The 25,865-nt window shown below is 59.4% G+C and carries 19 protein-coding genes; 9 read left to right on the forward strand and 10 right to left on the reverse strand.

Annotated features, from left to right (window positions below; genetic code table 11):
* Positions 1-98: 98 nt before the first annotated feature.
* A complete protein-coding gene (locus HDE77_RS17925) occupies positions 99-3,407 on the reverse strand; it encodes a protease pro-enzyme activation domain-containing protein (RefSeq protein ID WP_184419278.1) in 3,309 nt (1,102 codons plus the stop codon).
* Between the two features lie 361 nt (positions 3,408-3,768).
* Between HDE77_RS17925 and HDE77_RS17930 the strand changes: the two genes are divergently transcribed.
* On the forward strand, positions 3,769-5,586 hold the full coding sequence (locus HDE77_RS17930) for an ATP-binding protein (protein WP_184419279.1): 1,818 nt from the start codon (positions 3,769-3,771) through the stop codon (positions 5,584-5,586).
* Positions 5,587-5,767: 181 nt separating this feature from the next.
* On the opposite strand, the gene HDE77_RS17935 is transcribed toward HDE77_RS17930, so the two are convergent.
* Positions 5,768-6,973 carry an IS4 family transposase gene (locus HDE77_RS17935; protein ID WP_184419280.1) on the reverse strand — a complete coding sequence of 402 codons (1,206 nt, stop codon included), beginning with the start codon at positions 6,971-6,973 and terminating at the stop codon, positions 5,768-5,770.
* 220 nt (positions 6,974-7,193) lie between these two features.
* Between HDE77_RS17935 and HDE77_RS17940 the strand changes: the two genes are divergently transcribed.
* The 3 genes from HDE77_RS17940 (at position 7,194) to HDE77_RS17950 (ending at position 9,484) form a co-directional block, all read left to right on the forward strand.
* Positions 7,194-7,748 carry a cupin domain-containing protein gene (locus tag HDE77_RS17940; protein ID WP_184419281.1) on the forward strand — a complete coding sequence of 185 codons (555 nt, stop codon included), beginning with the start codon at positions 7,194-7,196 and terminating at the stop codon, positions 7,746-7,748.
* Between the two features lie 751 nt (positions 7,749-8,499).
* Positions 8,500-8,949, forward strand: coding sequence for a DUF4823 domain-containing protein (locus tag HDE77_RS17945; RefSeq protein ID WP_184419282.1), 450 nt, complete (start codon positions 8,500-8,502; stop codon positions 8,947-8,949).
* A gap of 127 nt (positions 8,950-9,076) precedes the next feature.
* The gene (locus tag HDE77_RS17950) at positions 9,077-9,484 is read left to right on the forward strand and encodes a VOC family protein (RefSeq protein ID WP_184419283.1); all 408 of its coding nucleotides are present in this window, start codon (positions 9,077-9,079) and stop codon (positions 9,482-9,484) included.
* A 192-nt stretch (positions 9,485-9,676) separates the two neighbouring features.
* On the opposite strand, the gene HDE77_RS17955 is transcribed toward HDE77_RS17950, so the two are convergent.
* A complete protein-coding gene (locus HDE77_RS17955) occupies positions 9,677-10,159 on the reverse strand; it encodes a hypothetical protein (RefSeq protein ID WP_184419284.1) in 483 nt (160 codons plus the stop codon).
* Positions 10,160-10,459: 300 nt separating this feature from the next.
* On the opposite strand from HDE77_RS17955, the gene HDE77_RS17960 reads away from it, so the two are divergent.
* Together HDE77_RS17960 and HDE77_RS17965 are read left to right on the forward strand one after the other, a co-directional pair.
* On the forward strand, positions 10,460-10,981 hold the full coding sequence (locus HDE77_RS17960; RefSeq protein ID WP_184419285.1) for a cytochrome P460 family protein: 522 nt from the start codon (positions 10,460-10,462) through the stop codon (positions 10,979-10,981).
* 219 nt (positions 10,982-11,200) lie between these two features.
* A complete protein-coding gene (locus tag HDE77_RS17965; RefSeq protein ID WP_184419286.1) occupies positions 11,201-11,614 on the forward strand; it encodes a DoxX family protein in 414 nt (137 codons plus the stop codon).
* Between the two features lie 419 nt (positions 11,615-12,033).
* Here HDE77_RS17965 and HDE77_RS17970 read toward each other — a convergent pair whose 3' ends face one another.
* Positions 12,034-12,681: a hypothetical protein gene (locus tag HDE77_RS17970; protein WP_184419287.1), complete on the reverse strand. Its 648-nt coding sequence runs from the start codon at positions 12,679-12,681 to the stop codon at positions 12,034-12,036.
* 220 nt (positions 12,682-12,901) lie between these two features.
* Here HDE77_RS17970 and HDE77_RS17975 point away from each other — a divergent pair, with 220 nt between their 5' ends.
* Together HDE77_RS17975 and HDE77_RS17980 are read left to right on the forward strand one after the other, a co-directional pair.
* Entirely contained in the window at positions 12,902-15,361 is a 2,460-nt protein-coding gene (locus HDE77_RS17975; protein ID WP_184419288.1) for a winged helix-turn-helix domain-containing protein, read from the forward strand.
* Complete coding sequence (locus HDE77_RS17980) at positions 15,358-15,642, forward strand: hypothetical protein (RefSeq protein WP_184419289.1); 285 nt, start codon at positions 15,358-15,360, stop codon at positions 15,640-15,642. Before HDE77_RS17975 ends, HDE77_RS17980 begins: the two co-directional genes overlap by 4 nt.
* Before the next feature lie 260 nt (positions 15,643-15,902).
* On the opposite strand, the gene HDE77_RS17985 is transcribed toward HDE77_RS17980, so the two are convergent.
* Entirely contained in the window at positions 15,903-16,550 is a 648-nt protein-coding gene (locus HDE77_RS17985; RefSeq protein WP_184419290.1) for a hypothetical protein, read from the reverse strand.
* Positions 16,551-16,770: 220 nt separating this feature from the next.
* Here HDE77_RS17985 and HDE77_RS17990 point away from each other — a divergent pair, with 220 nt between their 5' ends.
* Entirely contained in the window at positions 16,771-19,209 is a 2,439-nt protein-coding gene (locus HDE77_RS17990) for a winged helix-turn-helix domain-containing protein (protein WP_184419291.1), read from the forward strand.
* Here the strand turns inward: HDE77_RS17990 and HDE77_RS17995 are convergent.
* The 5 genes from HDE77_RS17995 to kaiC form a co-directional block, all read right to left on the reverse strand.
* Complete coding sequence (locus HDE77_RS17995) at positions 19,206-20,591, reverse strand: FAD-binding oxidoreductase (protein ID WP_184419292.1); 1,386 nt, start codon at positions 20,589-20,591, stop codon at positions 19,206-19,208. The two genes, HDE77_RS17990 and HDE77_RS17995, sit on opposite strands and share 4 nt — an antisense overlap.
* Positions 20,592-21,295: 704 nt before the next feature.
* The gene (locus tag HDE77_RS18000) at positions 21,296-23,380 is read right to left on the reverse strand and encodes a PAS domain-containing sensor histidine kinase (RefSeq protein WP_184419293.1); all 2,085 of its coding nucleotides are present in this window, start codon (positions 23,378-23,380) and stop codon (positions 21,296-21,298) included.
* Positions 23,381-23,382: 2 nt separating this feature from the next.
* Positions 23,383-23,706 carry a circadian clock KaiB family protein gene (locus HDE77_RS18005; RefSeq protein ID WP_184419294.1) on the reverse strand — a complete coding sequence of 108 codons (324 nt, stop codon included), beginning with the start codon at positions 23,704-23,706 and terminating at the stop codon, positions 23,383-23,385.
* The gene (locus HDE77_RS18010; protein WP_184419295.1) at positions 23,703-24,050 is read right to left on the reverse strand and encodes a circadian clock KaiB family protein; all 348 of its coding nucleotides are present in this window, start codon (positions 24,048-24,050) and stop codon (positions 23,703-23,705) included. The genes HDE77_RS18005 and HDE77_RS18010 overlap by 4 nt, the downstream gene beginning before the upstream one ends.
* Positions 24,047-25,765: a circadian clock protein KaiC gene (kaiC, locus tag HDE77_RS18015; RefSeq protein WP_221444350.1), complete on the reverse strand. Its 1,719-nt coding sequence runs from the start codon at positions 25,763-25,765 to the stop codon at positions 24,047-24,049. Before kaiC ends, HDE77_RS18010 begins: the two co-directional genes overlap by 4 nt.
* Positions 25,766-25,865 lie beyond the last annotated feature (100 nt).

The raw sequence follows: 25,865 nt of genomic DNA on the forward strand, positions 1-25,865 counted from the left end.
CGAGGGCCGATCCATGTATTTGCGCATGTGCTGAAACGTCACCAAAAAAAAGAGGCCGGTAAGGAAACCCGGCCTCGATAACTTACATCCTTTTTGTCTTAGTAGGGCGAGGAGCCCAGACCCGGGGTGAGAACGTTGTTGACAGAACCCGCGCTACCCGCCACCACCCCACCCTGCAGGCGGTTTGGCTGGATCTTGGCACCGGCAGGAATAACCAGCGGATTGCCATTTCGATCGGCTACGCGGAACGAACCAAAACCGCCATTGCCATTGCCCTGCCACTCGTAGACATCTCCAGCAGTACCCACCCACAGGAGATCGGCCACGCCGTCACCGTCGAAGTCCGCGATGCTTGCCAGGGTGTAACCCGGTGTCACATTGAACGTGTGCTGGGAAGCAACGGTGTAGCCATCCACCGTCCAGATGGCTATCTGATTGCTTGCGGCGTTGGTCCAGACCAGGTCCGTGGTGCCATTGCCAGTGAAGTCGCCGGCACCGAACAGGGTGAAGCCAGCCGGACGATCCGAAGTGCTGTGCGCAACGTAGCCGCCTTGTTGGTCGTTGATCCACACATAGACACTGTTGTTGTTCGGGCTGGTCCACACGATGTCGGCATAGCCATCGCCATTGACATCGGCCAGCGTCGGCACGTAGCCCGGTGCTACCTTGGTGAGCGCCGAGACGTTGACCTGGAGTTCACCACCATTGACGAACTGCCACCAGCCGAACTGTGCTGTGCTGGCGTTGAACCAGAACAACTGTGACTGTCCGCTGCTGTCGGTAACAGCCTGGCCGGCCAGCTCCCATCCAGCGGGGAACGGAGACCCGACTGCCTGTTTGGCATAGCCGCCCGATGCGTCACTTTCCCATATGTAGAGTTGGTTATCCGGGCCGGTCCATGCCAGCAACGGGATGTAGTAGCCACCCAAGTTGCCCTCCGCGCCAATGCTATAGCCCGGGCTGATGGCTTGGCTGACACTCTGCAGCACGGTACTGCCCTTCATGCCCAGCGACATCAACGTGCCCTTGACCGGGTCCACTACAGCGATATCGCTATAGCCATCCGTCAGCACACTGTCGTTCGACATGAAATCGTAGGGCGGGTAGTAGCCATGCTGGAACGGCTTATAGAATTTCGTGATCGCATTGACCAGGTTAGTCGCGTTGATGCTGCCAAGTCCGGTCGCCAGGCTATAGCCGGAGTTGGCGAGCCATGCCGGCCCAAGTTGAAGAGTGCTGCCGCCATTGCCCACGGCAATACCAAGCTGTTGGGTGGTCGCACCGGAATAGCAGTTGTTCGTGCCGGCAAAGCAAGGCTCATCGATATCGCCAACGGTAATATCGTTGAATATGCAGTTGCTACTGATGTTCAAGCCGTTGGAAGCATTGCACGCCTGCAGCATCGCTGTATTGGGCGAGCCATTGGCGCCGTATTCCTTCGATGCAAGCGCATAGAACGCGGGGAGTACGTTACCAACCGGTTGACCGACACTCTGGTTGATCAGTGCCTGCACGCCCGCCATCGCTGGAGCTGCGAACGATGTGCCGCCGGCACTGTTGAGAACGACATCATCTGGATTGCTGTAGTCGCAAGGCGAGCCCTGCACGACCGGTGGTTCGTCCGGATCGCCGCTACTGTTCTGAATGACGTCGGACATGCAGTAAACCAGTGCATGGCCAAAGAAGCCGTTGGCGGCAAACAGCGACACATCCGGCAAGGTGCGCGCATTTTCATTGCTCTGCCCATAGATACCGATCTGCCACACGGGCTGGGCGTTCATGATGCTCGAGCCACCGCTGCCGCCGGCGGTTGAAATCAGTCCTTCCTGGCCTACGGTTGGGTCGTTACACGCAGTGATGCCGTCCGGGAATTGAAGCAACGTATAGATCACGCTGCTGGCACACGAATCGTTCCAGGTCATTTCCGGGACATAGCCCACAGCCGACTGATAGTGCGCCAGATTAGCCGAGGTCCAATACGGGCCGTAGTTGGTGAAGTCGTTGAAGTCGGTGCCGCCGACTGCCACGTCGAAGGGTGACGAGGCCAAGCCGTTGACCGATAAGCCGTGTGTAGCCGCTGGCTGGTTGTCGTCGCATCCCACCGAACCGGAATCTCCGCTGGATACAAACACGGTGATGCCTTCGGACGCGGCGAGCTCCCACATCCCGTTGGCCAGGCCAAGGGTGCTCGCATCCGTCATGTCGTCTTGCTCGCACTCACCGTAACTGAGGCTGAGAATCGACGGTTCGGGGTTACCGATCAGCCTGCCGATGATGATGTTTTCTGCGGCCTGAAGCGGCCCGAAAGTGGCACTGTTGGTGTCATCGCAAGTAGCGAATTCGATATTCGCATCAGGAGCGGCAGCTCCAGCCCATTCGGTATCCAACGCGGCCTCCGGCTCGTCGCCATTGCGGGCCGGATCCGTACAGCTGGTATCACCGGGAAAGATCCCGGGATTCACAAAGCTCACCGTGCCGGCGGTGTTGGCCGGCAGGAAAGCACTTCGGAAAGCCTGGATATCCCCAGGCAGCACCTCGGTGCGCTCCAGCACCGCAACGGTTTGGCCAGCACCGCGAACAGGCGTGCCTTCATTCCACAAGGGATTGACGTTGTAGATCGTGTTGAAGTCCGCCGGGACCACGTCGTACGTAGTCTCCGGAATGATGTCGCCCCCGGGCACGGTAAACTGAGGCGCACCGCCAGCCTTGGCAATGGACTTCCACTTGCCGGTTTTCTTGTCGCGGGTCACGGTACCGACGTTGTGATACTGCGGCTTGGGGAAGAAGTTATTCAGTGACGCAACACCAGCGACAACCGGTGCCAGCGCGGCTGGAATCTGCTGTCTGTCAGTATTGGCGAAATGTTTTTGGCCATTGACCGAATAGCTGTGCAGTGACGTATGGAAAGCGTGTCCCAGTGCATTCGCCGTACCCGAGAAGCGAATCATGGTACCCGTCGGCAATACTTCAACCGAGGTCATGCCCTGGGCCTTCAGCCAGTCGGTGACCTTGCTGATGTCGGCCTGTGCCGGCCCAAACAATGTGCCGGCCTGCGTTGCCGAAAGCCAGTGGTGAAAGTAGCTCGACCCTGGCGTGCTCAGCTGATGAACGTAGGCATCGAACTGCTTTTGCTTGGCATCGCTGCGCTTGAGCAGCAGGACGACATTGCGGATCGTCTGCGTTGATGGCAATGCCCCGGCATCGTTGGCCGATACTGCCAGCGCGGGAACAGTACCCGCGGGGACAAAAGTCGAATTGTCGACGGCCTTCGTAATTCGTGCCGTGTCCGGCGAATAGTTCGGATAGTAGTTGGCTGCCTGCGCGGGCATCGCGTGCGCCCCCGCCGAGAAGGCGCCGGTGAGCAGCAGACCTGCCCCCGCCAGCCATGAAGTGGATCTTGTAGACATGCTACCCCCAGAGGTTGAGTAAAAAGCCACAAGCACAGACCACCGGTGGCGCTGCAAGGCGTCACCGTCTATGTATTTCCCATGGCGTCGCGGAGCTGTACCCCTCGATACAGCTTGCTCTACACCACCCTAGCTCACGCACCAGGTTTTTGCACATACAAAACCTTGACTAAACTTTCAAAAACTTTCCATAGTGGGGAGGGGACCTGAAATCCGCTGCCCACTCCCTCCGGCGTGATCGGTGGCTGGAAATCCGGGCCCGCGGAACTCCACACACCGTAGCCGTTCGGCGAGGACGTCATGTCCCGCCGTCGACCACGGCTGACATTCATGACTAGCCGCTGTGGGAAGAAGAAAAACCATGTTCGAGAACTTGCAAGGCTGGCTGCGCCGAATTCCGATCGACGATCCTGTGGATCGGAGCAACGCGTTTTTCATGCAGTTCTATTTCGCGTTCATGGGCTGCTCGATTCCCCTGAACAAGATATACGTGCTGATGAGCGTAAACCCGCGCACGCTCTATCAAGTGCTTGGCGACGTGCTCCCATGGCCGAAGGTAGCCCTTGGTATCGACCTTGGTACGGATTTGGCGATCACCATCGCGGCATGGCTCGGCGTGTACCTCACTCGCAACGGACATTTCCGGCAGGCGGTGGCCTGGTTTCTCGTTGTAGTACTTGGCTCGGCGGTGCTTGCATACGGAACGCTGGGTTATTCGGAAGGAAGCAACGATCAGATCCTCGTTACGACCTTGGTTATCTCCGGCCTGATGCTTGGTCGTCGGGCTCTCTGGAATGTTTACGGCGCGATCATCCTTTCATTCGTCGTCGGGATGACCGGCGAAATGTTGGCGCACCGGCATGTAGTGCATGTCATGAAAGGCGCCTACACCGCGCTTCCCCAGGCAGCATTCAGTTACCTGATGGTGGCGATCATTCTGGACCGCAGCATTCAGGCGTTGCGCACCAGTCTGGCTCAATCCAATGCCCATCGGGAGCAGCTGCAGCAGGAGATTGCCGAGCGCGAACGCACGCAGGAGCAGCTGCTGCACGCGCAGAAAATGGATGCCGTGGGCAAGCTCGCCAGCGGCGTGGCTCATGACTTCAACAATGTTTTGGGAATTATCCTCGGGCTAACGTTGGCCCGTCGTCGGCTCGATGAGCCCGGCGTCAAATCTGTCGACGATGCCCATGCACTCGCGCGGGTCCTTGAACATATCGAACTGGCTGCGCGTCGGGGTGCAGCGGTCTGCCGCAAGCTACTCAACTTCAGTCGTCGCGATATCACTCATGCGGAAACCTTCGACTCTGTCGAGGCCCTCAGCGAGTTGGAGCCATTGCTCCGCCAGTTGCTCCCGCCAAACGTGCAGTTGTCGATCGACTCGGCAGTCAATCCACTGCCCATCCACTTTGATCGCAGCGAGTTCGAACTGGCTTTGCTCAATCTCGCATCCAACGCCCGTGATGCCATGCCGGACGGTGGCACATGCACGATTTCGCTGGCTCAAGAAGAAGCCGCCACGGTGGCGCTGTGCATTCAAGACACCGGCGTGGGAATGTCTGAAGCAGTGAGATCACGGATCTTCGAGCCGTTCTTCACCACCAAGGCGGTTGGATCCGGCACCGGGCTTGGCCTCAGTGTCGTATACGGGCTGGTCCGCCGCGCGGGTGGGGAAATCAGCGTGGGGAGTGTGCCAGGCCAAGGCACCCGGTTCCGCATCTCCCTACCCATTGCCATGGCGCCCGTCACGAATGTCCCGCTGCCATTGCTGGAAACACGCCCTCGCGTGCTGCTGATCGATGATGATGACGACTTGCGTGCGCTGCTCGTCTCTACCTTGCGTAGCGGTGGCTGTGAGGTTAGCGAGGCAGCCAACGGGGCTGAGGCAGAGCGATTGGCTGAAGCCATGCAACGGCCGCCCCATGTCCTGGTCTGCGACCACACCATGCCCGATACAGATGGTGCAACGTTGTTGCGCAAGTTGCGCGAGAAATTGCCACACGTTCCGGCCATCCTTATTTCGGCATATCTGGATACTGACGGCTCATCGGCTCATCCCGCGGACCCCTTCAACGAACGTCTTCCGAAACCCTTTTCACCGGATACGTTGCTCGCACGCGTCCGTGCAATCGCCAGCCTCCATCGATCAATCGCCGAGCCTGATATATCCGCTGTTTGAAGCAAGTTTCGCACTTTGGACTTCCGCCGGCGCTGTCGCCTCAATGCATGCTCCCAAGATCAGCAAAGCGACGCTCGGCGGATTCGATGGGGTGAGCGAGTAGCAGATAACATCGCGGCGCTTTGGCCAGAGCGCCGGAGTGGACAAAACAGCGGTCAGGTTCTGAGGTATCCCGACGTTTTCATGCAGGAACGCCAAGCTGATCGAGCAAACCTAGCGTGGGCTGGCTTATCTGTTCGATGAGTCGACTGAGCTGGATCTGTAGCCATCGTCGCACCAAGGCTTCGCGGCCCAGACGCATAACTGAGTAAAGTCGCCGTTTCGATCGAAACGGTGCCAGCCATTGGTCGATGCCGCTCGCTTCGCATGCCATGCCGACCAGCCATGTGGCGAACGCGGCCAGCGCGCTGAGCAAGAGCAGCACCTCGATGCGAGGACCTTTGCGCGTGAGGCTGTCTTCGAACGCTTGCCCGTAACGATGCGATTTGAGGTCGCGAAACGACAGCTCAATTTGCATGCGTCGCGCGTACAGCGCGATCAACTGACGCGCAGCGAGCTTGAGACTTGGCGAGGCCATCAACAGCCATGGTTCGCGCTCCCGTTGCGCATGCTTGCGGCTATTTGAATTACGTGCCGGCACACCTTTCCGATTGCGCTGCTTGCGGCCTCGTGGCGGCTTGGCATGCAGCACTACGTGCGCGGTCAGTGGATTGCTGCGCACGATCTCCATCTGCCCAAGTTCGCGTGAACTTCGCTTCGCCAGTTCATACATGGCCTTGCACGATACCCACTGCGACGGTTCGTTCGGCACCTCGACGGGTTTGAGATACGTGGTGTTGCGCAAGCGCCCCAGCCACTGCCAACCCATCGCTTCGACCGCCCGGAACCATGGCGCCCGGAAGCCGGCATCCGTCACCAGGATCGGGCATGCGCCATCGGGCAGCACGTGTGCCAGACGTTGCAGAAACTGCTTCTCGGCCCTCGGCGAACCTTGCTGCTTGCCGGGAAACACCATGTCCAGGATTGGCAAGGAACGACCACCGACCGGTATCGCCGCGCGCAGCAGATGCCAGCTTCGATCCTGCTTCAGATCCGACCAATCGATCACGATGACGGGCTGCTTATTGCGCACCAACCACTGTGTCATCGCTCGATAAATGTGCTCGCGCTCGGCGTGCAGATGATGATTGCCCAACAACCGATCCAGCGCCTTCAGCGGCGCGCGAATGCGCTCCGCTCCAGGCCACGCGCGCGCCAGATCCATCAGCGTCAGGCGTCTGCCGTCAATCATCGCCTCCACAGCGCGCAGCAACACGCGGCTGCGCAACGCATGCATCGAACCCAGTGCATCGCCCAGGCACTTTTGCAATACTTCGGTGGCGCGCATGGTGTGGTCTCCTCTGGCTTCGTAACCCATGAGGAATGACCGCATCATGCGTGCACTGTTCCTTCAATCAGCATGCAAGGTGTGTTGGTTGATCGAGAAGATTCGCGGGGATACCTCAGACTCTGACCCCAGTTTCGATTCCCGGAGGCGCCCTTCCGTGCCGCGTAACGCCAGCACGTATTAAGTACATAATTGTGGCGAAGCCCATGGGAGACCACTGATGTACAGTAAATTCCTTGCAGCCGGCGCCACGCTGGCAGTGCTCTCGTTCACCGGATCAAGTCTGGCGCAGACTCCGTCAACAGAAAGCCCATCGAGATCATTTAGTTTTCTTGGTTTCCCGACGAAGATTCTGGTCTCCGGGGCTGATACTGGAGGCGCATCCGCCTTATTGGACATCATGATTCCGAGCAACTCTGGTCCGCCTGCCCACATTCATTCTCGGGAAGATGAGGTCTATCTTATCAAGAGCGGCACGTTCCGATTTCTGATGGACGGGGTGTGCTTGCAGGCGGGGCCTGGCGCTACCGTATTTATGCCCAAAGGGCACTTTCACACCTTCAAAAACATATCGAAGCAGGCTGGCGAACAACTCATGTTTGTCTATCCCGCAGGTATCGAGCAATTCTTTTGGGAGGTGCACGAGCTTGGCTTGAAAATGCCCCAAGATTTTCAGAAGCTAAATGAGTTAGCCAACAGCAAGTACGGCATCAATCATGTGCCCGATCATGATTTTCATGCAGGCACTTGCAAGATCGTCAAGGCGGTTAAGTAAAAAATCGAAACGATTTTGGCTTAGCGTTGCGCGTTTGCATCAGGAGTACAACGGCATTTACGGCAAATACAATTGAATGACCGCTAAGTAGCAGCCATTCCATCACCCTCAATGACGGCTGCTGGCCGCGAACGGAAGTTGCGCGAAGGTCGGGCGGATGGCACGCTGCCAAGGTCGGCTTACGAGCGAGGCTGTGTGAAAACACAAAGTCAGAGTTCGATGTGGCCGAGCGATCAGTGCAACGACAAATAGCGCGGAAGACAAAGTGCAGCCTACGATCAGTGATTCAGGCGAGGATCGCCTGGATCAGCGGCCTTACCCCAATGATCTTCATCACTCGCTTCATGTTGGGCAACGATCAGGTGATGCGGAAGAGCCCAGAAGAGCCCAGGGTGAGGTTCATTTTCCGCCAGACCGAAACCTATGGTTGCATGATTTTCCGCGGCCTCCCACGCCTATGGATGGCGGCAACACACTCGAGCCTCGCTTCGGCCGCCTCCTGGAAGCGCGCCGTCCCCAGCGCGCTCTTTCTTCGTCAGAGCGCGCCACGCTTCGCGCGCCCGCCGACCGCAGGCACAATGGGCCCACTTGCTAAGGGACGGATGCCAACGTCAGTTTTCGCCCCGCAGCGGAAATAAGCACGCTAAACCATCAAAAAAGGGGTCTCATGAAGTACATAGCAACTCTGCTCGCTACGCTCGCGGTAGCGAGTTGTTCCGTGCCCCGATCTGTTAAGGAAGGCGGTCCAGTTGTGGGCCAGACGGTCCGCGCGAACAGTAAGGTTTTGGTTTTGAATGTCAGTGACGGTCAAGAGCAAGGCCAAGCAGCCGCCACCGGAAGTGGACAAGGCATGGTTGCTTCCATGCAAAAAGCATTGACCGCTCATGCAATACCGATGTCCACCTCCCCTTCGATATCGCTCGAAGCAGGCTTCGATGAAGCTAACAAGGCGGGTTTCGATTACGTGATGAAGACAACCATCACTCTTTGGGAAGACAACGCCACGGCTTGGTCGGGAAAGGGCGACAAACTTAGTATCTCCGTCGAACTGTACGACGCTAAATCACACCTGCTACTGGCTGCCGCTACACAAAAGCGCGTCGCCACAGGATTCACGATGGTATCGGGTACGCCAGATCGATTCGAGGATGAGTGCGCCACTGGTGCGCTAGGCCAAATTTACGGATGGCCGCAGAAGTAGCGGTGGCGTGAGGGCAAAGGGGACGGAGGAAGTTAAACAACTGACAGCTGCAGCAGAGACCGACGCGAGACCAAACAGGACCCGTGGGTCCGTATATAACGCAGCCAGGTGACGCAAGGAGCCTCCGATGCAGTTATTGGTGAACATTGATGTAGACGATCTCGCCCGTGCAATCTCTTTCTACTGCAGCGCGTTTGACCTCACAGTGGGTCGTCGCTTCGGAGTAGACGGCGTCGAGCTGCTTGGTGCTTCGTCTGCGATCTATCTACTGGTCAAGGCCGAGGGCAGCACTCCTTCCACCTTCACGAGTCAGAAGCGCACGTACGGACGTCACTGGAGCCCAGTGCACCTGGACTATGTAGTGCCCGACGTCGAGTCAGCATTGCAAAGAGCCATCTCGGCTGGTGCAACGCTGGAGAAGCCAGTTCAAACATTCAAGTGGGGCAGCATAGCTCTCCTGGCTGACCCGTTCGGTCATGGTTTCTGTCTGCTGCAGTTTCTTGGCAAGGGCTACGATGAAATCGCGCAAGGCTAGGATCATTCTCTTGTTTTGAGAACCATTCGATATCCCCTGCCGAACAAAGGGGAAGGAGGTGGCTAAACCACCGACATCCACAGCGGCAGCCGACACGAGGCCAATGCGGGATGACCCGCGAGAAGACGGTCGAGAGCTGAGCCCAGCGCCCGGCTCAACTACCTCCGCTCCCCTTTGGCTAGTTACGACAGTTCACTTCTTTACCGTATTACGACCTGTTCTCGCAGCTAAGGTCGCGCCCATGCGGCGTAGCGTGGCCTTGTCGTCCTCGTCAATCTCGGGCTGCAGATCGATGTCCGGGGGCGGGTTCGCGTAGTGCTTGCGGCTTCCGATGACCTTGATCCACTTGCTGCAGAAACGGTCGTAGACGGACCATGGCAAACCATCAGACTCAACGAGCGCGCGCTCGGCGCGCAGGGCGATCTGATGGGCGTCGCGGTATGGAAACTTGAGCGAATGCTCAAACAGCATCTCCACTACTTCGTGCATCACGATGAAGCGATCGATATCGTAGATCTTGCCGCGGTGCTTTAGCTGTGGCGGAAGTTCGTGATCGATATAGACGGTGTCACCCTTCCTGTTACAAGAGCCTACATAGGGGACGTCGTAAAGGCGCACAACCTTTACGGACTTCATCATTGTCGCCGCGGCTTCATCGAGGATATGGCTGTTCACCAGCCACTCCCCAGGTTGTGGTCGGTGTCCCCAGCTCATGCGGTCTTCCTCGACAGGCGCGATTTGCGCGAGAGTAAAATGGCGATAGTCTGAATCCGGCCACGCACCTGGGAAGGTGCGCGACCCAGGTTATAACCGATCAGATAATGTCTCAGGCACTTTTAATTGCACACCCAACAATCGGCGAAACCGACACCGTAGTCAGCCTGTACCGCATGGCATACTCGACACGCCGAAATGGCAGCCGTGGCCTATCAGGTCACATCCCAACCGAAATCCATTGTTGTGAACGGAGGGACCATGAAACAGATCCACATCCTCCTGAGCGTGGCCGCCTTGGCGGTAAGTGTTGGCGGGGCAATGACAGTCTCGGCAGCAGGCGCCGACGCCGACAAAAGCTCGATGATCTTTGGTGGCACCCTCCCTCCCGGATACCGCGACTGGAAGTTGATCTCCGTAGCCCACGAAGAAGGCAACCTCAATGATCTGCGCGCCGTTCTCGGCAACGACGCAGCGATCAATGCCTATCGGGAAGGTAAGCTTCCGTTCCCCGACGGGGCCATCATTGCCAGGATCGCCTGGCGTTATGTTCCGTCGGAGGAAAACAACAAAGTCTTTGGCCACCCCCAATCTTTTGTTGCGGGGCCGCCGACAAACGTCCAGTTCATGGTCAAGGACTCGCAGAAATACGCCTCGACGGGCGGCTGGGGGTTCGCTCAATTCAGCGACGGCAAACCCGACACCATCTCGGTGCAAGGCTGTTTTTCCTGCCACGTGCCCGTCAAAGATCGCGACTTTATCTTCACCCGCTATTCGCCTTGAAGTATTTCTTGTAGTCCTGACTTGCACGCAGACATTTGCGTAGCAGCCGCTTGAATCGATTCAAGCGTTGCTTTCCAAATACAACGATTTCGCTTGTTCCGCCAAAGGCCGCGAGTCTATATTCGGTTTCGCGCCCCGGACCGTGGCGACCGGCAGCAGACGGCAGTGGAAAGTAGCGTTGCCACATTCGCAGCTTATGCAGACAGAGGGGTAACTATCGTGCGATACACACTCTTCGACCGCCGCAAAGATGAACTGATTCTTTTAGCGCGCGTATTGCTGATGATCCTGTTCGTGCTGTTTGGATGGAGCAAGCTGACCGGCTTTACGGGTGCGGTCGCCATCATGGTCGCGGAGGGCACGCCTTTACCCACCGTTGCGGCCGTTATCGCCGTCGTCATGGAATTCTTCGTCGGCGTCGCGATCGTGCTTGGCTTCTACACGCGACCGCTCGCACTTCTACTCGTCCTATATACGCTAGCCACCGCCGTAATCGGCCACCACTACTGGACGATGCTCGATGGCGAGCGCGCGGCGAACATGATCAATTTCTACAAGAACTTATCGATCGCGGGCGGCCTGCTGCTGTTGTGCGTCACGGGGCCCGGCAAATATTCGATCGATCGTAGATAGGGGACGGCAGCCAAAGGGGCAGAGTCATTGATTCAACTTGTCAGGAAGCCGCGCCCGCAGGGAACGGAAGTAGTTGGACTACTGGAATCAGCAGCGGAGGCCGACGCAAGGCGACCGCGACAAAAAGGGCGGACGAAGTTGAGCCCAGCGCCCGCTTAACTACCCTATCTCTTCGCATTTTGCGAAGGTAAGCGTCGAGAGCGAGGCCGTGCGTGCGTGGTCGACTACTACCGGATCGCACAATCGTGACGGAGCGTGGATCCCACGCCGGATCTCCCTGACATGTCCGACACCTTTTCGCGATGGAGGCGGCCTCGCCCGTTTCCTCAATCGGGCGAGGACGGCGATGTCCTTTCGCCGTGCTCGCCACTGTTCTTGCTACCAGGCCGAACTGACCCTACGCATAAATATGCGTGCACTCAGTTCGTGTCGGGCGTTATGCGCTGCGCCGAGACGGTGCCGGTGACACTTCCCAACACCGTCGTGCCGTTTACGCCAAACTGAGTGATCACGAACGTACCCGAGTAGGAGTTGCCGCTGCGATCCAGTTGAAGCTGTTCGCGGACATTGCCCGGCCCGACGAAGACCGTTCCGGTGGGATCCCAGGCTAGCGTGTAGTGATTGAGCTTGTAGCCATAGACACTGGTGTGCCTGAACGTTCCCATGCAGAAACTGCCGCTCGGCGGTGCCCGTCCGGAATTCATGATTTCGGTGCCGTCGGCGTGCCAGGTCACGAAGCCCGCATCCAGTTGGGCGCCGTCAGGGATGCCGGGATTACCCTTCGACGTGAAAGTGACTTGCCACAAGCCTGTAATCGGCTCGAGCAATTGCAGCGGGTTCACGGCACTTGCCGCGGCACTATTGGCGGCTGCGGAGGCTTGGGTGGCCGCCGAGGCCTCGACTACCGCCGCCGCCGCGCTGTTCGGCAAGGTGCGTGGCAACGACCAATGGAACGAGCTGGGCGTGCGGTAGTCGGGGATGCCGCAGGCATTCGCCTTGGTGGAAAGCGTGACGGCGGACACTCCCAACGCAGTGATGACGATGGCTGTTTGCAAACGTGTATTCATGGCAGGTCTCCCATTTGGATGCAGATGACCCGTCGCCGGTCCTGCAGAGCCGGCGGCGACTCGCTGAGGAGCATGCTATTCACCGAGCCAGGAGTCATGAGGACGCTGTGGGGAAATTGTGATAAATCCCGTCCAAAACGCTTGAGCGGGCGATACTGATCGGTGTGATAATGCGGCGGTGGGCACCGGTAAACCTCCAGGACGTGCTGCACCAGCCGGCGTGTTTTCCTTCGCCGACGTGCAGGTGGATGTCGGTGCGCATCGTCTGACCCGCGGCGGAACGGAAGTCGGTCTTGAGCCCAAGGCGTTTGCGGTACTGCTCGAATTTCTGGCCTATCCGGATCAGATGCTCAGCCGCGACCAGCTCCTCGATGCAGTTTGGGGCCATGCCTATGTCACGCAGGGAACGCTCAATCGCCTCGTCGCCCAGTTACGACGCGCATTGGGCGACGACATCAAGGCGCCACGCTACATCCAGACCGTGCACGGGTTGGGTTACCGCTTCATAGCACCATTGACCAACACGTTGAGCGCAGCACCGCCCGCGTCGAGTTTTGCGCCGACCGTGTTGAGTTTTGCTCCGCCGGTGCAAGCACGCTTGCCTGAGCGCACCGGCACGTTGATCGGGCGTGAGCGAGCGATCGTCGAACTCAGGGAATTGCTCGGCAATGCACGTCTGGTCACGGTAACCGGACCGGGCGGCATCGGAAAGACGCAAGCCGCGCTGGAAGCCGCGCGTGTGTGCACGCAAGCATTTCCGGATGGGATCTGGTTGTTCGACTTCACCCCTTACACGGACGGTGAAAAGTTGGCGCGCACCCTGGCACATGCGTTCGGTATCCGCGATGCGCTTGACGCAGACAATCTCCTCGAAAGGCTGGTCGAGGTGCTGCGAACGCGCCGCGTTCTGCTGCTGCTCGACAACTGCGAGCGGGTGGCCGAACCTCTCAGCCATCTGGTTGCGTCTTTGCTATCCCTTTGTGAAGAGCTGCGCGTGCTGGTGACCAGTCAGCAGTGTTTGCATTGCGCGGGCGAAACGATTTATTCACTGCTTCCTTTGGAAGCGCCGGTGTCGGGGAATTGGGCAAGCGCCGACGAAATCGCGCTTCTGGGCATGGTGCCTGCCGTGCAACTGTTGCTGGTGCGGTCGCGTTCGCTGGCTTCGGGATTCACGCTGACGCCGACGAATGCCGGCGCCATAGTCGAGCTGTGCCGCCGCCTGGATGGCTTGCCGCTCGCGCTGGAATTGGCCGCCGTGCGACTGCGCCTGTTGAGTCCCGAGCAATTGCTGCTACGCATACAGGATCGTTTCCAGTGGTTGGCGGATGCGCCTGCGGGACGAACGGCCCACCACCAGACACTGGGCACACTGATCGACTGGAGTTTTGCGTTGCTGTCGGAGCGGGAGCAGATACTGCTGTGCGCCCTGGGCGTGTTCGCCGGCGGCTGGACCCTGTATGGCGCCACGGCCATCGGCGCGGCTTTCGAACTTGACGGTGAACACACGCTGGATCTGCTGGGCGGACTCGTTGACAAGTCGTTGGTCGCGGTCGATGCCAGCATCAGTCCGCCGCGTTACAGCCTGCTCGACAGCGTGCGATTGTTTGCGCTGGCGCGCCTCGGCAAAAGCGATGACGAGGCGCGTGTCAGGCGCGCGCACCTGGCGTATTGCATCGATTTCACCGCCCGCGTGGATGCGGAACTACGCGGTGAACGTCAGCAACTTTGGGTCGAGCGTACGTTGCGCGAACAGGCAAACCTGCAGGCGGCATTCGACTACGCACTGGCGCAGGCGGATCTCGCCGATGACACGATGATCCTCTGCGCCAATCTGTGCTGGTACTTCAGAGTACAAGGTGAGTATTACCACGCAAGCCATTGGCTGGACCTGGCACTACAGGTATCGCATACGCAGACTTTGCATCGTGCGCGTGCGCTCATCGCCAATGGCATGACCTATCAAGCTCGGCAGATACACACACGCGCCGTCCTGCTGCTTCAGGAAGGCATCGCGCTGGCCACGCAGTTTGGCGACGATGTGCTCGCCGCGTCAGGCCAGGCTGCGCTTGCGTTCGTACTTGCAGGCTGCGGTGACTTCGACGGCTCAGATCGTTGCGTGTTGGCCGCGCTGTCCGTCGCAAAAAAATACAGCTCAAACTGGTTGCGCTCAATGGCGCTGTTGGGCCGTGGCATTGCATGTGCGATGCGCGGTCAGCATCGCGATGCGGAAGCGTGGTTGAGCGAAGCCGCCGAACTGACGTCATCGCCTGGCGATGACATTTTTCAGCACGCTTACGTGTCGGTCAATCGCGGATTGCAGAGGTACCAACTCAATGATGTACGCGGTGCAGCTCAGGACTTCTTGCGCAATCTCGAGCTGTTCATCGGGTTGCAGCACCGACGTGGCATTGCCGGTTGTGTTGAAGGCGCGGCGTATCTGGTACTCAAGCAAGGCGATGCCGACTGCGCTGTGCGGCTGCTTGCCGCTGCCGCGCGCGTGCGCGACCTGACCGGTTCGCCACTGTTCACGCAATGGCACGCTGTTCATGCCGAGGCCGAAGTCAGTGCGCGTGAAGTCCTCGGCATTGCCTTCACTGCTGTCCATAAGCTGGGTGCCGCCGCGCGGTTCGAGGATGTGGTCGAGCAGACGCGAACGTTGTTGGCCGAACTCGCCGCATGATCGCCGCGCTCAGAGAGAAACAACCCCGCCGGATCGTACTTCCGGCGCGAGTTCTCCAGGCGCGCGCGTGTGACGGCATCATGCGTTTGCACATGCCAGTCGCCAACTTCACCGGCGAAATTCACCTGCATTCCGTCACACGCCCAGGGCGCAAACGAAGACCGCAGTCCGCGCACCCACTCGCGTACCTCGGTGAAGTTTTTCGCTGCGGGGGTATGGCCGATCGTGTTGATGAAAAAAGCCGCATCATTGTGCACGAACGCGCTGGCATCGGCCGGTAGGAAGCGACCGCACCTCCCAGATGGTGCACGTGCACTTGGCACAAGGGATCGGGCGGCGTGGCAGTGTTTGGGACAAGCTACCTCCGCCCCCTTGCAGTTCACCGTTTGGCCTGATGCCACACATTGGCCCCGACACCTTTTCGCGATGGAGACAGACTCCCCCGTCTCCTCTACCGCGAGCACGGCGATTTCCTTTCGCCGTGCTCGCCACTGTTCTTGCTACCAGGCCGAACTGATCATACGGACAAATATCCCCACACTCAGTTCGAGTCGGGTGTTATGCGCTGCGCCGAGACGAGGCCGCCGATAACCCCCAACACCGTCGTGCCGTCTGCGGCGAACTGAGTGGCCGACCAGGCACCTGAGTAACTGTTGCCACCGCGATCCAGTTGAATCTCTTCGCGGATATTGCCCGGACCAACGAATACCGTTCCGGTGGAATCCCAGCCCAGCGCGTAGTGATTGACCTTGTAGCCGTAGACACTGGTGTGCCTGAAAGCGCCCATGCAGAAGCTGCTGGTCGGCGGTGGCCGTCCGGAATTCATGATTTCGGTGCCATCAGCGTGCCAAGTCACGAAGCCCGCATCCAGCTGGGCACCGTCCTGGATGCCGGCATTGCCCTTCGACGTGAATTTGAATCGCCACAGGCCTGTGATCGGCTCGAGCGCCTGCAGCGGGTTCACGGCACTTGCCGCGGCACTATTGGCGGCTGGCGAGGCCAGGGAGGCCGCCGAGGCCTCGACGATCGAGGCCGCCGCACTATTCGCCAGGGTGCTTGGCAACGACCAATGGACCGAGCTGGCCGTACGGTAGTCGGGCATGCCGCAGGCGTTCGCCCTGGTGGAAAGCGCGACGGCGGATACTCCCAACGCAGTGATGACGATGGCTGTTTGCAGACTGTTATTCATGGCAGGTCTCCCTATGGGTTATCGAAGAACCGTCGCTGGTCTTGCAGAACCGGTAGCGGCTCGCTGAGAAGCATGCTATTCACCGAGCCAGGAATCATGAGGACGCGATAGGGAAATGGTGAGAAATCCCGTCCAAACCGCTTGAACGGACGATACCGATCGGTGTGATAATGCGGCGGTGGACACTGGCAAACCCCCAGGACATACGGCAGCAGTCGGCGTGTTTTCCTTCGCCGACATGCAGGTGGATACCGGTGCGCATCGTTTGACCCGCGCCGGAACGGAAGTCGGTCTCGAGCCCAAGGCGTTTGCGGTACTGCTCGAATTTCTGCTCCATCCGGATCAGATGCTCAGCCGCGATCAGCTGTTCGACGCAGTCTGGGGCCACACCTACGTCACCGAGGCAACGCTGAATCGCCTTGTTGTCCAGTTACGACGCGCGTTGGGTGACGACATCAAGTCGCCTCGCTGTATCCAGACCGTGCGCGGTTTGGGGTACCGCTTCATAGCGCCACTGACCAGCACGTCGGGCGCAGCACCGCCGACGCTGAGTTTTGCTCCGCCCTTGTACGCACGCTTGCCTGAGCGCACCGGCGCGCTGATCGGGCGGGAGCGAGTGATCGTCGAACTCAGCGAGTTGCTGGGCAGTGCGCGCTTGTTGACGGTAACTGGACCGGGCGGCATCGGAAAGACGCAAGCCGCGTTGGAAACAGCGCGCGTGTGCGCGCGCGCATTTCCGGATGGAGTCTGGTTGTTCGACTTCACCACTTTCACGAGTGGCGAAAGCCTGGCACGCACACTGGCAGATGCATTCGGTATTCACGAAGCACCCGGCGTGGACAATCTGCTCGAAAGACTGATCGCAGTGCTGCAGACGCGCCACGTTCTGCTGGTGCTCGATAACTGCGAACGGGTGGCCGAACCTCTCAGCCATCTCGTTGCTTCATTGCTATCCCTGTGCGCAGAGTTACGCATACTGGTCACCAGTCAGCAATGTTTACATTGCGCGGGCGAAACCCTTTATTCACTGCCTCCACTGGAAGCACCCGCGTCGGGTGCCTGGTTAACCGCCGCCGAAGTCGCACGTCTGGCCATCGTGCCTGCCGTACAACTCTTGCTGATACGGTCGCGCTCGCTGGCTTCAGGATTCGCGCTGACACCGACGAATGCCGGCGCCGTAGCCGAGCTGTGCCGTCGTCTGGATGGCTTGCCGCTCGCGCTGGAACTGGCCGCGGCGCGACTGCGCCTGTTGAGTCCCGAGCAATTGCTGCTGCGCATGCAGGATCGTTTCCGGTGGCTGGCGGATGCACCTGCGGGACGAACGGCCCACCACCAGACACTGGGCGCACTGATCGATTGGAGTTTTGCGTTGCTGTCGGAGCGGGAGCAAGCCCTGCTATGCGCTTTGGGCGTGTTCGCCGGCGGCTGGACGCTGGATGGCGCCATGGCAATCGGTGCGGTGTTCGAACTCGACGGTGAACAGACGTTGGAGCTGCTGAGCGGACTCGTCGACAAATCGCTGGTCGCGGTCGATGCCAGCATCAGCCCGCCGCGTTACAACCTGCTTGACAGCGTGCGATTGTTTGCACTGGCGCACCTCGATAAAAGCGAAGACGAGGCGCGTGTCAGGCGAGCACACCTGGCGCATTGCATCGATTTCACTGCGCGAGTGGATGCGGAAGTGCGCGGCGAACGTCAGCGACTCTGGGTCGAGCGCGTGGAGCGCGAGAAGGCGAACCTGCAGGCGGCATTCGATCACGCGCTGGCACACGAGGAACTCGCCGATGGCGCGATCACGCTATGCGCCAATCTATGCTGGTACTTCAGGATGGGAGCCGAGTATCACCAGGCTAACCAATGGTTGGACATGGCGCTGCGGGCATCGCACCTGCCGACTCTGGATCGGGCGCGTGCGCTCATCGCCCATGGCATCACCCAACACCAGCGCCGGATACACACCCGCGCCGTCTTGCTGCTTCAGGAAGGCATAGCGCTGGCCGCGCAGCTTGGCGACGATGTGCTCGCCGCGTCAGGCCATTGTGTGCTTGCGTTCGAACTTGCGTGCCACGGTGACTTCGACGGCTCGGAACGCTGCGTGGAAGCCGCCCTGCCCGTCGCGCAAGCACACGGCTCACGTTGGTTGCGCTCAATGGCGCTGTTGAGCCGCAGCATTGCATGTGCGATGCGTGGTCAGCATCGCGATGCGGAAGCGTGGTTGAGCGAGGCCGCCGAACTGACATCATCACCTGGCGATGATGTCTTCCAGCACGGTTACGTGTTGATCAATCGTGCATTGCAGAGGTTTCAGCTCGATGATGTACGCGGTGCCGCCCAGGACTGGTTGCACGATCTCGAATCGTCGATAGGGTTGCAGAACCGGCGCGGCATTGCCGGTTGTGTCGAAGGCGCAGCTTATTTGGCGCTCAAGCACGGCGATGTCGACTGCGCTGCGCGGCTGCTCGCAGCCGCCGCGCACGTGCGCGATCTAACCGGTGTTCCCATGCTCCCGCAATGGTTCGCGGTTCATGCCGAGGCCGAAGCCAGTGCGCGTGAAATTCTCGGCATCGCGTTCGAGGCTGTGCAGAAGCAGGGTATTGCTGCGCGGCTCGAGGATGTGGTCGAGCAGACGCGAATGCTATTGACCGAACTCGCCTCCTAGTCGCTGCGTACGGGCAAAAGCAACCCAGCCGGGTCGTACTTCCGGCGCAAGTTCTCCAGGCGCGCACGCGTGACGGCATCATGCGTCTGCTCATGCCAGTCCCTGACTTCACCGGCGAAATTCGCCTGCATTCCGTCGCGCGCCCAAGGCGCAAGCGAAGACCGCAGTCCGCGCGCCCACTCGCGTACCTCGGTGAATTTTTCCGCTGTTTGCGCACGGCCGATCGAGTTGATGAAAAAAGGCGCGTCACGATGCACGAACGCGCTGGCATCGGCCGGCAGTGCAGCAACCGCACCTCCCAGATGGTACACATGCACATCGCACAAGGCATCGGGCGGAGCGGCGGCGTTTGGGACGAGAGCATCGATCAGGGCATCATCGAGCACATCCAGGGTCGACGTCGTCCAGTAGTGGTGATCGCCGGCAGGCGCATTCACGTCGAAAGTCTGCTGCCAGGCAGCGTACGGCATGATGCCGCCGACCCTGCCCAGCGGCTGCCCGAAACCGATGAGCGGTGCGAGTGCATGCTCACCGCGCACGGGATCACCACTCCAGCAGTAGCCAAGTGCAACGACGCGTTGACCATGTACTTGTGGTGGCAGGAAGGGTGCTGGTGGCGCCGTCGTGAACGCCAGCATGAGCGTGCCCTGCTCCGGCGCCATCGGTGCGAATTCGCGAAATGCGCGCAGCAGCGCGGGCGCAGCCTCAAGCGGATGGAATACGGCTCCGGCAAACACCTCGCCGACCGCATGCAAGCGAAAAGTAAATCGCGTCACCACGCCAAAGCCGCCAGCGCCGCCACGCAATGCCCAGAATAAATCGGCATGCCGGTCGGCGCTGGCTACGAGACAACGGCCATCCGCCAATACAACGTCGGCTGCGATAAGATTGTCGATTGCCAGACCGCAACGGCGCATGAGCCAACCGACGCCGCCGCCCAGCGTCAAGCCACCGACGCCGGTGCTCGAAATGAAACCTCCGGTGGTGGCAAGACCGTATGGCTGCGTCGCCGCATCAACGTCGCGCCACAATGCGCCGCCTTCGACACGCACGATACGCGCCTGCGCATCGACTTCGACGCGATTCAGGGCGCCAAGATCCAGCATCAATGTACCGTCACGCACAGCGAGACCCGCAACATTGTGGCCGCCACCGCGTATGGTGAGTGGGAGGCGCTCCTTGGCCGCGAATTTGACGGCAATACTGACATCCTCAGCGTCCGCGCAACACGCGATCGCCAGCGGCCGGCGATCAATGGCGCCGTTCCAGACACGCCGGCGTTCTTCGTATTCCGGATTGCCTGGGCGTAACAGCGGACCTCGCATGGCGTCAGCCAATCGCTGCAGTGTTTGCGTTCCGGCATGACCTGATTCGGCAGCCATCACCCACTCCCATTCAGCGTTGCAGACTGCTCCCTACGATGCAGTCAATGTTGGATCACTGAGTCGACCAGGGCCGCCGCCTGCCATCAAGCGATGCCTGCGCGGCTGCAGGTTGACTATGATCCTCGTGCGGCAGTCCTGTCATGAGAATACGGTGAGGATTCGGTAATGCGCATGTCCGATCGAAACATGCGGTTGCGCGTGGTCGCACCGAGAAAGGGCGAAAAAGGGGACGGGGGTAGTTAAACCATCGGTATCAGCAGCCCATGCGAAGCGACCACGAGGAGAAAAGCGGGCGAAAACCGAGCTCAGCGCTCCGCTGAACTACCGTGGCCCCCTTTGCCGGTCGCCTTTGCCGAATGTCATTTCCGCACGCCGTAGCCGTGACCTTGCCGGGTCACATCCCTCCGAAGCCCATCAAGGCGATGATAGTCTCGGCCACAGGTGCCGAAAACGGCAAGAGCTCCTTGATCTTTGGAAGCACCCTCCCCGCCAGATACCGCGACTGGAAGTTGATCTCCGTCGCCCTCGAAGAAGACAGCCTCAATTTAGCGACGGCAAACCCGACGGGGCGGCGGTGCGAGGCTGCTTCTCCTGCCACGTCCCCGTCAAAGCTCGCGACTTTATCCTCACCCGTTATTCGCCTTGAAGGCTACCGCCGACAACGGTGACAGAGACCCTGAGAACGATTTAGCACGCGATGATCAGGCCTGATCTTTCATGACGCTTCTGACGGCGAGAGAAAGATCAACCTGGGTGTAGGGTTTGCGCAGGAGTTGCAGGCCTTCCGCCATCTCGGCCATCGCGATTCTCTGAGCGGTATAGCCGGAAGTCAGCAAGACGGGAATCCCTGCGTGCTTGATCTTCATTGCCCGCACCAGGTCGATGCCATTCATCTCACCAGGCATGATGACGTCGGTGAAAACCAGGTCGATACGTTCGCCGCGGTCCATCAACTTCATCGCTTCACTGCCGGTCTCGGCTTCCAGCACGGAGTACCCGAGGTCTTCCAAAAGACTGCTCGCTACCGCGCGCACGTCACTATCATCTTCGACAACGAGAACAATCCCCTTGCCTCTGACCTCCACCGGTGTGTCCGCAACGACTTCGGTCGCCTCGAGAGAAGTCGCTCGCGGCAAATGGATAGAGACCGTTGTGCCGATTCCAGGGCAGCTTTCGATGCTCACGAAGCCACCAGACTGTCGAGCGAAGCCATAGACCTGGCTGAGTCCCAGCCCGGTGCCTTTGCCGACTTCTTTGGTCGTGAAGAATGGCTCGAATACCCGCTCGATGACGTCCGGCGTCATACCCACGCCGGTATCGGCAACCGACACCGCAACATAGTCACCGGCGCTGGCACCATTGGCCGTGGCAGCTTGCACGTCCAGCATGCGAATCGTGGTTTTCAGCGTGAGTGTTCCGCCTTGTGGCATGGCATCTCGCGCATTGATGGCAAGATTCAGGATCGCGGTTTCAAGCTGATGTGCATCGGTGCGGCAATACCATAGCTCGGGCGCTGCCTCGATCTTCACGGTCACTGCCTCGCCCACAGCACGATCGAGAAGATTCGCGAAAGTGTTGATCAGGTCATCAATGCAGATTGTCTCTGCACGAAGGTCCTGGCGCCGCGAGAACGCGAGAAGTTGCTGGTTGAGCGTTGCCCCACGTTCAACGCCGTGTCGCGCCGCCGTAAGGTAACGCGTGATCTTTTCGTTCTTTGCGACGCGCTGATCCAGCATGTCCAGGCTGCCGCCGATGACCATCAACAGGTTGTTGAAGTCATGCGCGATGCCACCGGTGAGCTTACCGATGGCCTCCATCTTTTGCGATTGGCGCAGCTGTTCTTCGACCTGCCTGCGTTCGGTGACGTCGGAGACAACTCCGCTGATGCGGATCGCTTTGTCGTTAAGGTAAAAAGTTCGACCCTTGACCTGCACCCAACGGACCGCGCCGTCGTTCAGTCGGTGTATGCGCCTCTCGAACTCGACCGAGCCCGAGCTTTCGGCACGCAAAAATTCTTCGTTCACGGCATTGCGATCGTCGGGGACGAACTGCGAGAGCATCGTCAGCAACCCCCAGCCTTTCACGCCGTTCACCTGGCCGAAGATCTGATCGTGACGCGTCGAACGGGTCAGCGTGTTGTTGAGCAGGTCCAAATCCCAGTGGCCCATCTCAGCGGCATCAAGCGCGAGCTGCAGGCTATCCTCGACGCGACGGCGTTCATCGATCTCACGGGCCAGCCGCAAGTTCGCCGCAGCCAGCTCATGGCTGCGCTCCCGGCTGCGAGTGAGGTCAGTGATGACGCCGCAGAGTACCTTCGGCATCTGCTCGTCGACCTCGAGGTCGGCGATCGACATGTTGACCGGCACTACCAGACCATTCGACGCCAGCAGCGATAATTCAGCGGAGCGACCAAAACCACGATCGAGGGTCATTAGGCGACGGAAGGCAAAGATCTCTTCACCTGCCAGAAAGCGCTCAATGGACTCGCCGATCAGCGTCTGACGATCGGCGCCTACCAACGCGGCAAAGCGTTGATTGCAATACAGCATGACCCCGTCTTCGCTCAGCGTGACGGCGCCCTCCTGCATCTGCTCGATCAGGACGCGATACGGGCGATCGGCGTTCTCAAGCGTATAGACCTGCTGGCCACTAGGGCCGCCCACAACCAACGCATCGACTTCGCCATTTCGTATGGCATCAAGAGTTTCCTCCGCTTCGCGCAACCGATCCTGCAGCTCGATGAGCTGCGAGTGCTCGATGCTGGAAAATTCGGACGGACGGTTCATGGCTACTCGTGGTCACCTTTGCCGAGCGGCGCTATATCAAGACCGGCAAGCACGCGCTCCCGATCGGACAGATCACCGATGATGCGTCGCAGCGGCTCGGGAAGAATTTTGACCAGGGTCGGCGTGGCGATGATTTGCAAGTCCTTGGTGGCCTCGGGATCCTGATAGACATCCACCACTTCAAGATCGTAGCGTCCCTCAAGGTTTTCCGCGCAAATGCGGCGCATGTTCTCGATGGCCCTCGTCGAACGTGGCGTCGACCCTGTGATGAACAGTCGTAACTTGTACTGACCTTCTGGCAGATCGGAATCGTTGTGGTCAGTCATGTCCGGCTCCCTGTCTTCGAACGGATATCGAGGCCAACCAACACTCGTTCGGTATTTGAAAGGTCGCCTATGACGCGTTTCAGTGGTTCGGGTAGTCGTCGAACCAGAGTCGGCAGCGCTACGATCTGATCTCCCGCGGCAAGCTGCGGAGTGACCAGGAGGTCGATCACCTCGATGGTGTAGCGTCCGGCAAGATGGGTTTCGCAAAGTTTCTTCAGGTTGGAAATTGCGGCCAGTGACTTCGGCGTCTGGCCTGCAACGTAGAGGCGCAGATCAAAACCGTCCGCGACTGGCTCGTCTGAAACTTTCTCGAGAATCTCGTGGTTACGGTTCTTTTCGCTCATGAACGCAGCCCGCGGATCGAGGCCATTTCGGAACGCTCGGATCCGATGGAGAGCTCCCTTGTCTCCTCCTGTTCGATCAACGTTTCGACTTCCGTCTCCTCGGTTTCGAGCGAGGCCCTAAGTTCGGCGATCTGCCTCTCGACAGCAGTCCGCTTCCTCGCCACTTCGCGGCGCCTCCGCTCTGTAGCCTGTTTGCGCGACAGGCTTGCCTCGCGTTCGCGTGCTTCCTGGGCTATGCGAGCGGTGCCCGTCAACACGCCGTCCGGACCGACGTACGCGTCGACCATGTGGATGCCGTGATTTGTAAGCTGATATTCCCTCAGCTGCTTGGAGTGATTCATACCTCGCGATTTCAGCAAGTAGAGCACTCGATTGCGTTCGCCATTCGCCTCCATGTCCTTGAGCGAGATCCAGGTGTCCATAAGTGACGACACGCTGCGTTCGCTCTCCGTCATCTGTTCGCCCGAAGTGGACAGACTGGTGAATAGCGCGGTAATGCCCTTGCTTTTGCAGATGTCGGCCAGCCGGACCAGGGTCGAATGTATTTCGAAAGACGGGCCGCGAAATGCGGAGATCGGATCGACCACGATGACTTGCGGCGCGAACTCCTCAATATCGCGATTCATCCGCGCGAGATGCATCTCGAAGCCATACAGGCTGGGGCGGGCCGCCTGGAACTCCAGCAACCCCCGCTCGACGTGTTGACTGAGATTCATGCCCACCGAGGTCATATTGCGCACGATCTGATCTGGCGACTCCTCGAACGCGAAATACAGGCAACGCTCGCCGCGTCCGCACGCCGCATTGACGAACGACGAGGCGAAAGTCGACTTTCCGGTACCGGCGAGGCCCGAGACCAGGATGCTGGATCCCCGAAAGAAACCATGAATGCCGAGCATGTCGTCCAGATCGGACACACCGGTCGGCACGGCTTCTTGCGAAACGCTGTGTCCCAGCTCTGCCGATGTAATAGGCAACACGCTGATGCCATGTTCATCGATGAGGAAAGGATATTCATTGGTGCCATGCGACGAACCGCGGTACTTAACGACACGCAGACGACGCGTGGTGACCTGTTCCTCGACGCGGTTGTCCAGCAGGATCACGCAGTCGGATACATATTCTTCGATGCCGTAGCGTGTCAGTTGGCCATCGCCGCGCTCGCCCGTGATGATCGCGGTAACGCCCTTGTCCTTGAGCCACGCAAACAGGCGGCGTAATTCGGCACGCAAGATGGCTGAGTCGTCGAGTCCGGAGAACAAGGCCTCGATCGTATCGAGCACCACGCGTTTGGCGCCGATGGAGTCGATCGCGTGACCGAGTCGCACGAACAGGCCCTCCAGGTCATATTCGCCGCTTTCCTCGATCTCGGCGCGCTCGATGTAGACGTGATCAATGACCAATTGCTTACGTTGGACCAGGTCCGCGACATCATAGCCAAGCGATGCCACATTGGTTTCCAGATCCCGTGCCCGTTCCTCGAAACTCATCAACACACCGGGCTCGCCGAATTCGGTGGAGCCATTGATCAGAAAGGTCATCGCGAACAGCGTCTTGCCGCAGCCGGCGGCGCCACACAACAAGGTCGGCCGACCTGTCGGGAGACCGCCAAGCGTCAGGGCGTCCAACCCCTTTATGCCAGTCGGCGTTTTGCGCAGCGCCTCAAGGCGGGTGGCACTTGCCGTTGCGTCGGTGTTCTTGCGCTTTGCTGCCACAGGGTGCTCCATTCGATTGCTGTTTGGTTAGCACTTCATCTGTCCGGACCTAAGGCTCTTCCAGCATCGCCTCGGACCGCCCTGGTGACGAAGCACGGAC

Origin of the sequence: Rhodanobacter sp. MP7CTX1 (assembly GCF_014205795.1) — a bacterium.
Taxonomy (GTDB): domain Bacteria; phylum Pseudomonadota; class Gammaproteobacteria; order Xanthomonadales; family Rhodanobacteraceae; genus Rhodanobacter.

Bases quoted from the DNA above. Each gene is read 5' to 3' on its own strand.
- HDE77_RS17925 (WP_184419278.1), bottom strand. From the start codon at position 3,407: ATGTCTACAAGATCCACTTCATGGCTGGCGGGGGCAGGTCTGCTGCTC.
- HDE77_RS17930 (WP_184419279.1), top strand. From the start codon at position 3,769: ATGTTCGAGAACTTGCAAGGCTGGCTGCGCCGAATTCCGATCGACGAT.
- HDE77_RS17935 (WP_184419280.1), bottom strand. From the start codon at position 6,973: ATGCGCGCCACCGAAGTATTGCAAAAGTGCCTGGGCGATGCACTGGGT.
- HDE77_RS17940 (WP_184419281.1), top strand. From the start codon at position 7,194: ATGTACAGTAAATTCCTTGCAGCCGGCGCCACGCTGGCAGTGCTCTCG.
- HDE77_RS17950 (WP_184419283.1), top strand. From the start codon at position 9,077: ATGCAGTTATTGGTGAACATTGATGTAGACGATCTCGCCCGTGCAATC.
- HDE77_RS17960 (WP_184419285.1), top strand. From the start codon at position 10,460: ATGAAACAGATCCACATCCTCCTGAGCGTGGCCGCCTTGGCGGTAAGT.
- HDE77_RS17970 (WP_184419287.1), bottom strand. From the start codon at position 12,681: ATGAATACACGTTTGCAAACAGCCATCGTCATCACTGCGTTGGGAGTG.
- HDE77_RS17980 (WP_184419289.1), top strand. From the start codon at position 15,358: ATGATCGCCGCGCTCAGAGAGAAACAACCCCGCCGGATCGTACTTCCG.
- HDE77_RS17985 (WP_184419290.1), bottom strand. From the start codon at position 16,550: ATGAATAACAGTCTGCAAACAGCCATCGTCATCACTGCGTTGGGAGTA.
- HDE77_RS17995 (WP_184419292.1), bottom strand. From the start codon at position 20,591: ATGGCTGCCGAATCAGGTCATGCCGGAACGCAAACACTGCAGCGATTG.
- HDE77_RS18000 (WP_184419293.1), bottom strand. From the start codon at position 23,380: ATGAACCGTCCGTCCGAATTTTCCAGCATCGAGCACTCGCAGCTCATC.
- HDE77_RS18005 (WP_184419294.1), bottom strand. From the start codon at position 23,706: ATGACTGACCACAACGATTCCGATCTGCCAGAAGGTCAGTACAAGTTA.
- HDE77_RS18010 (WP_184419295.1), bottom strand. From the start codon at position 24,050: ATGAGCGAAAAGAACCGTAACCACGAGATTCTCGAGAAAGTTTCAGAC.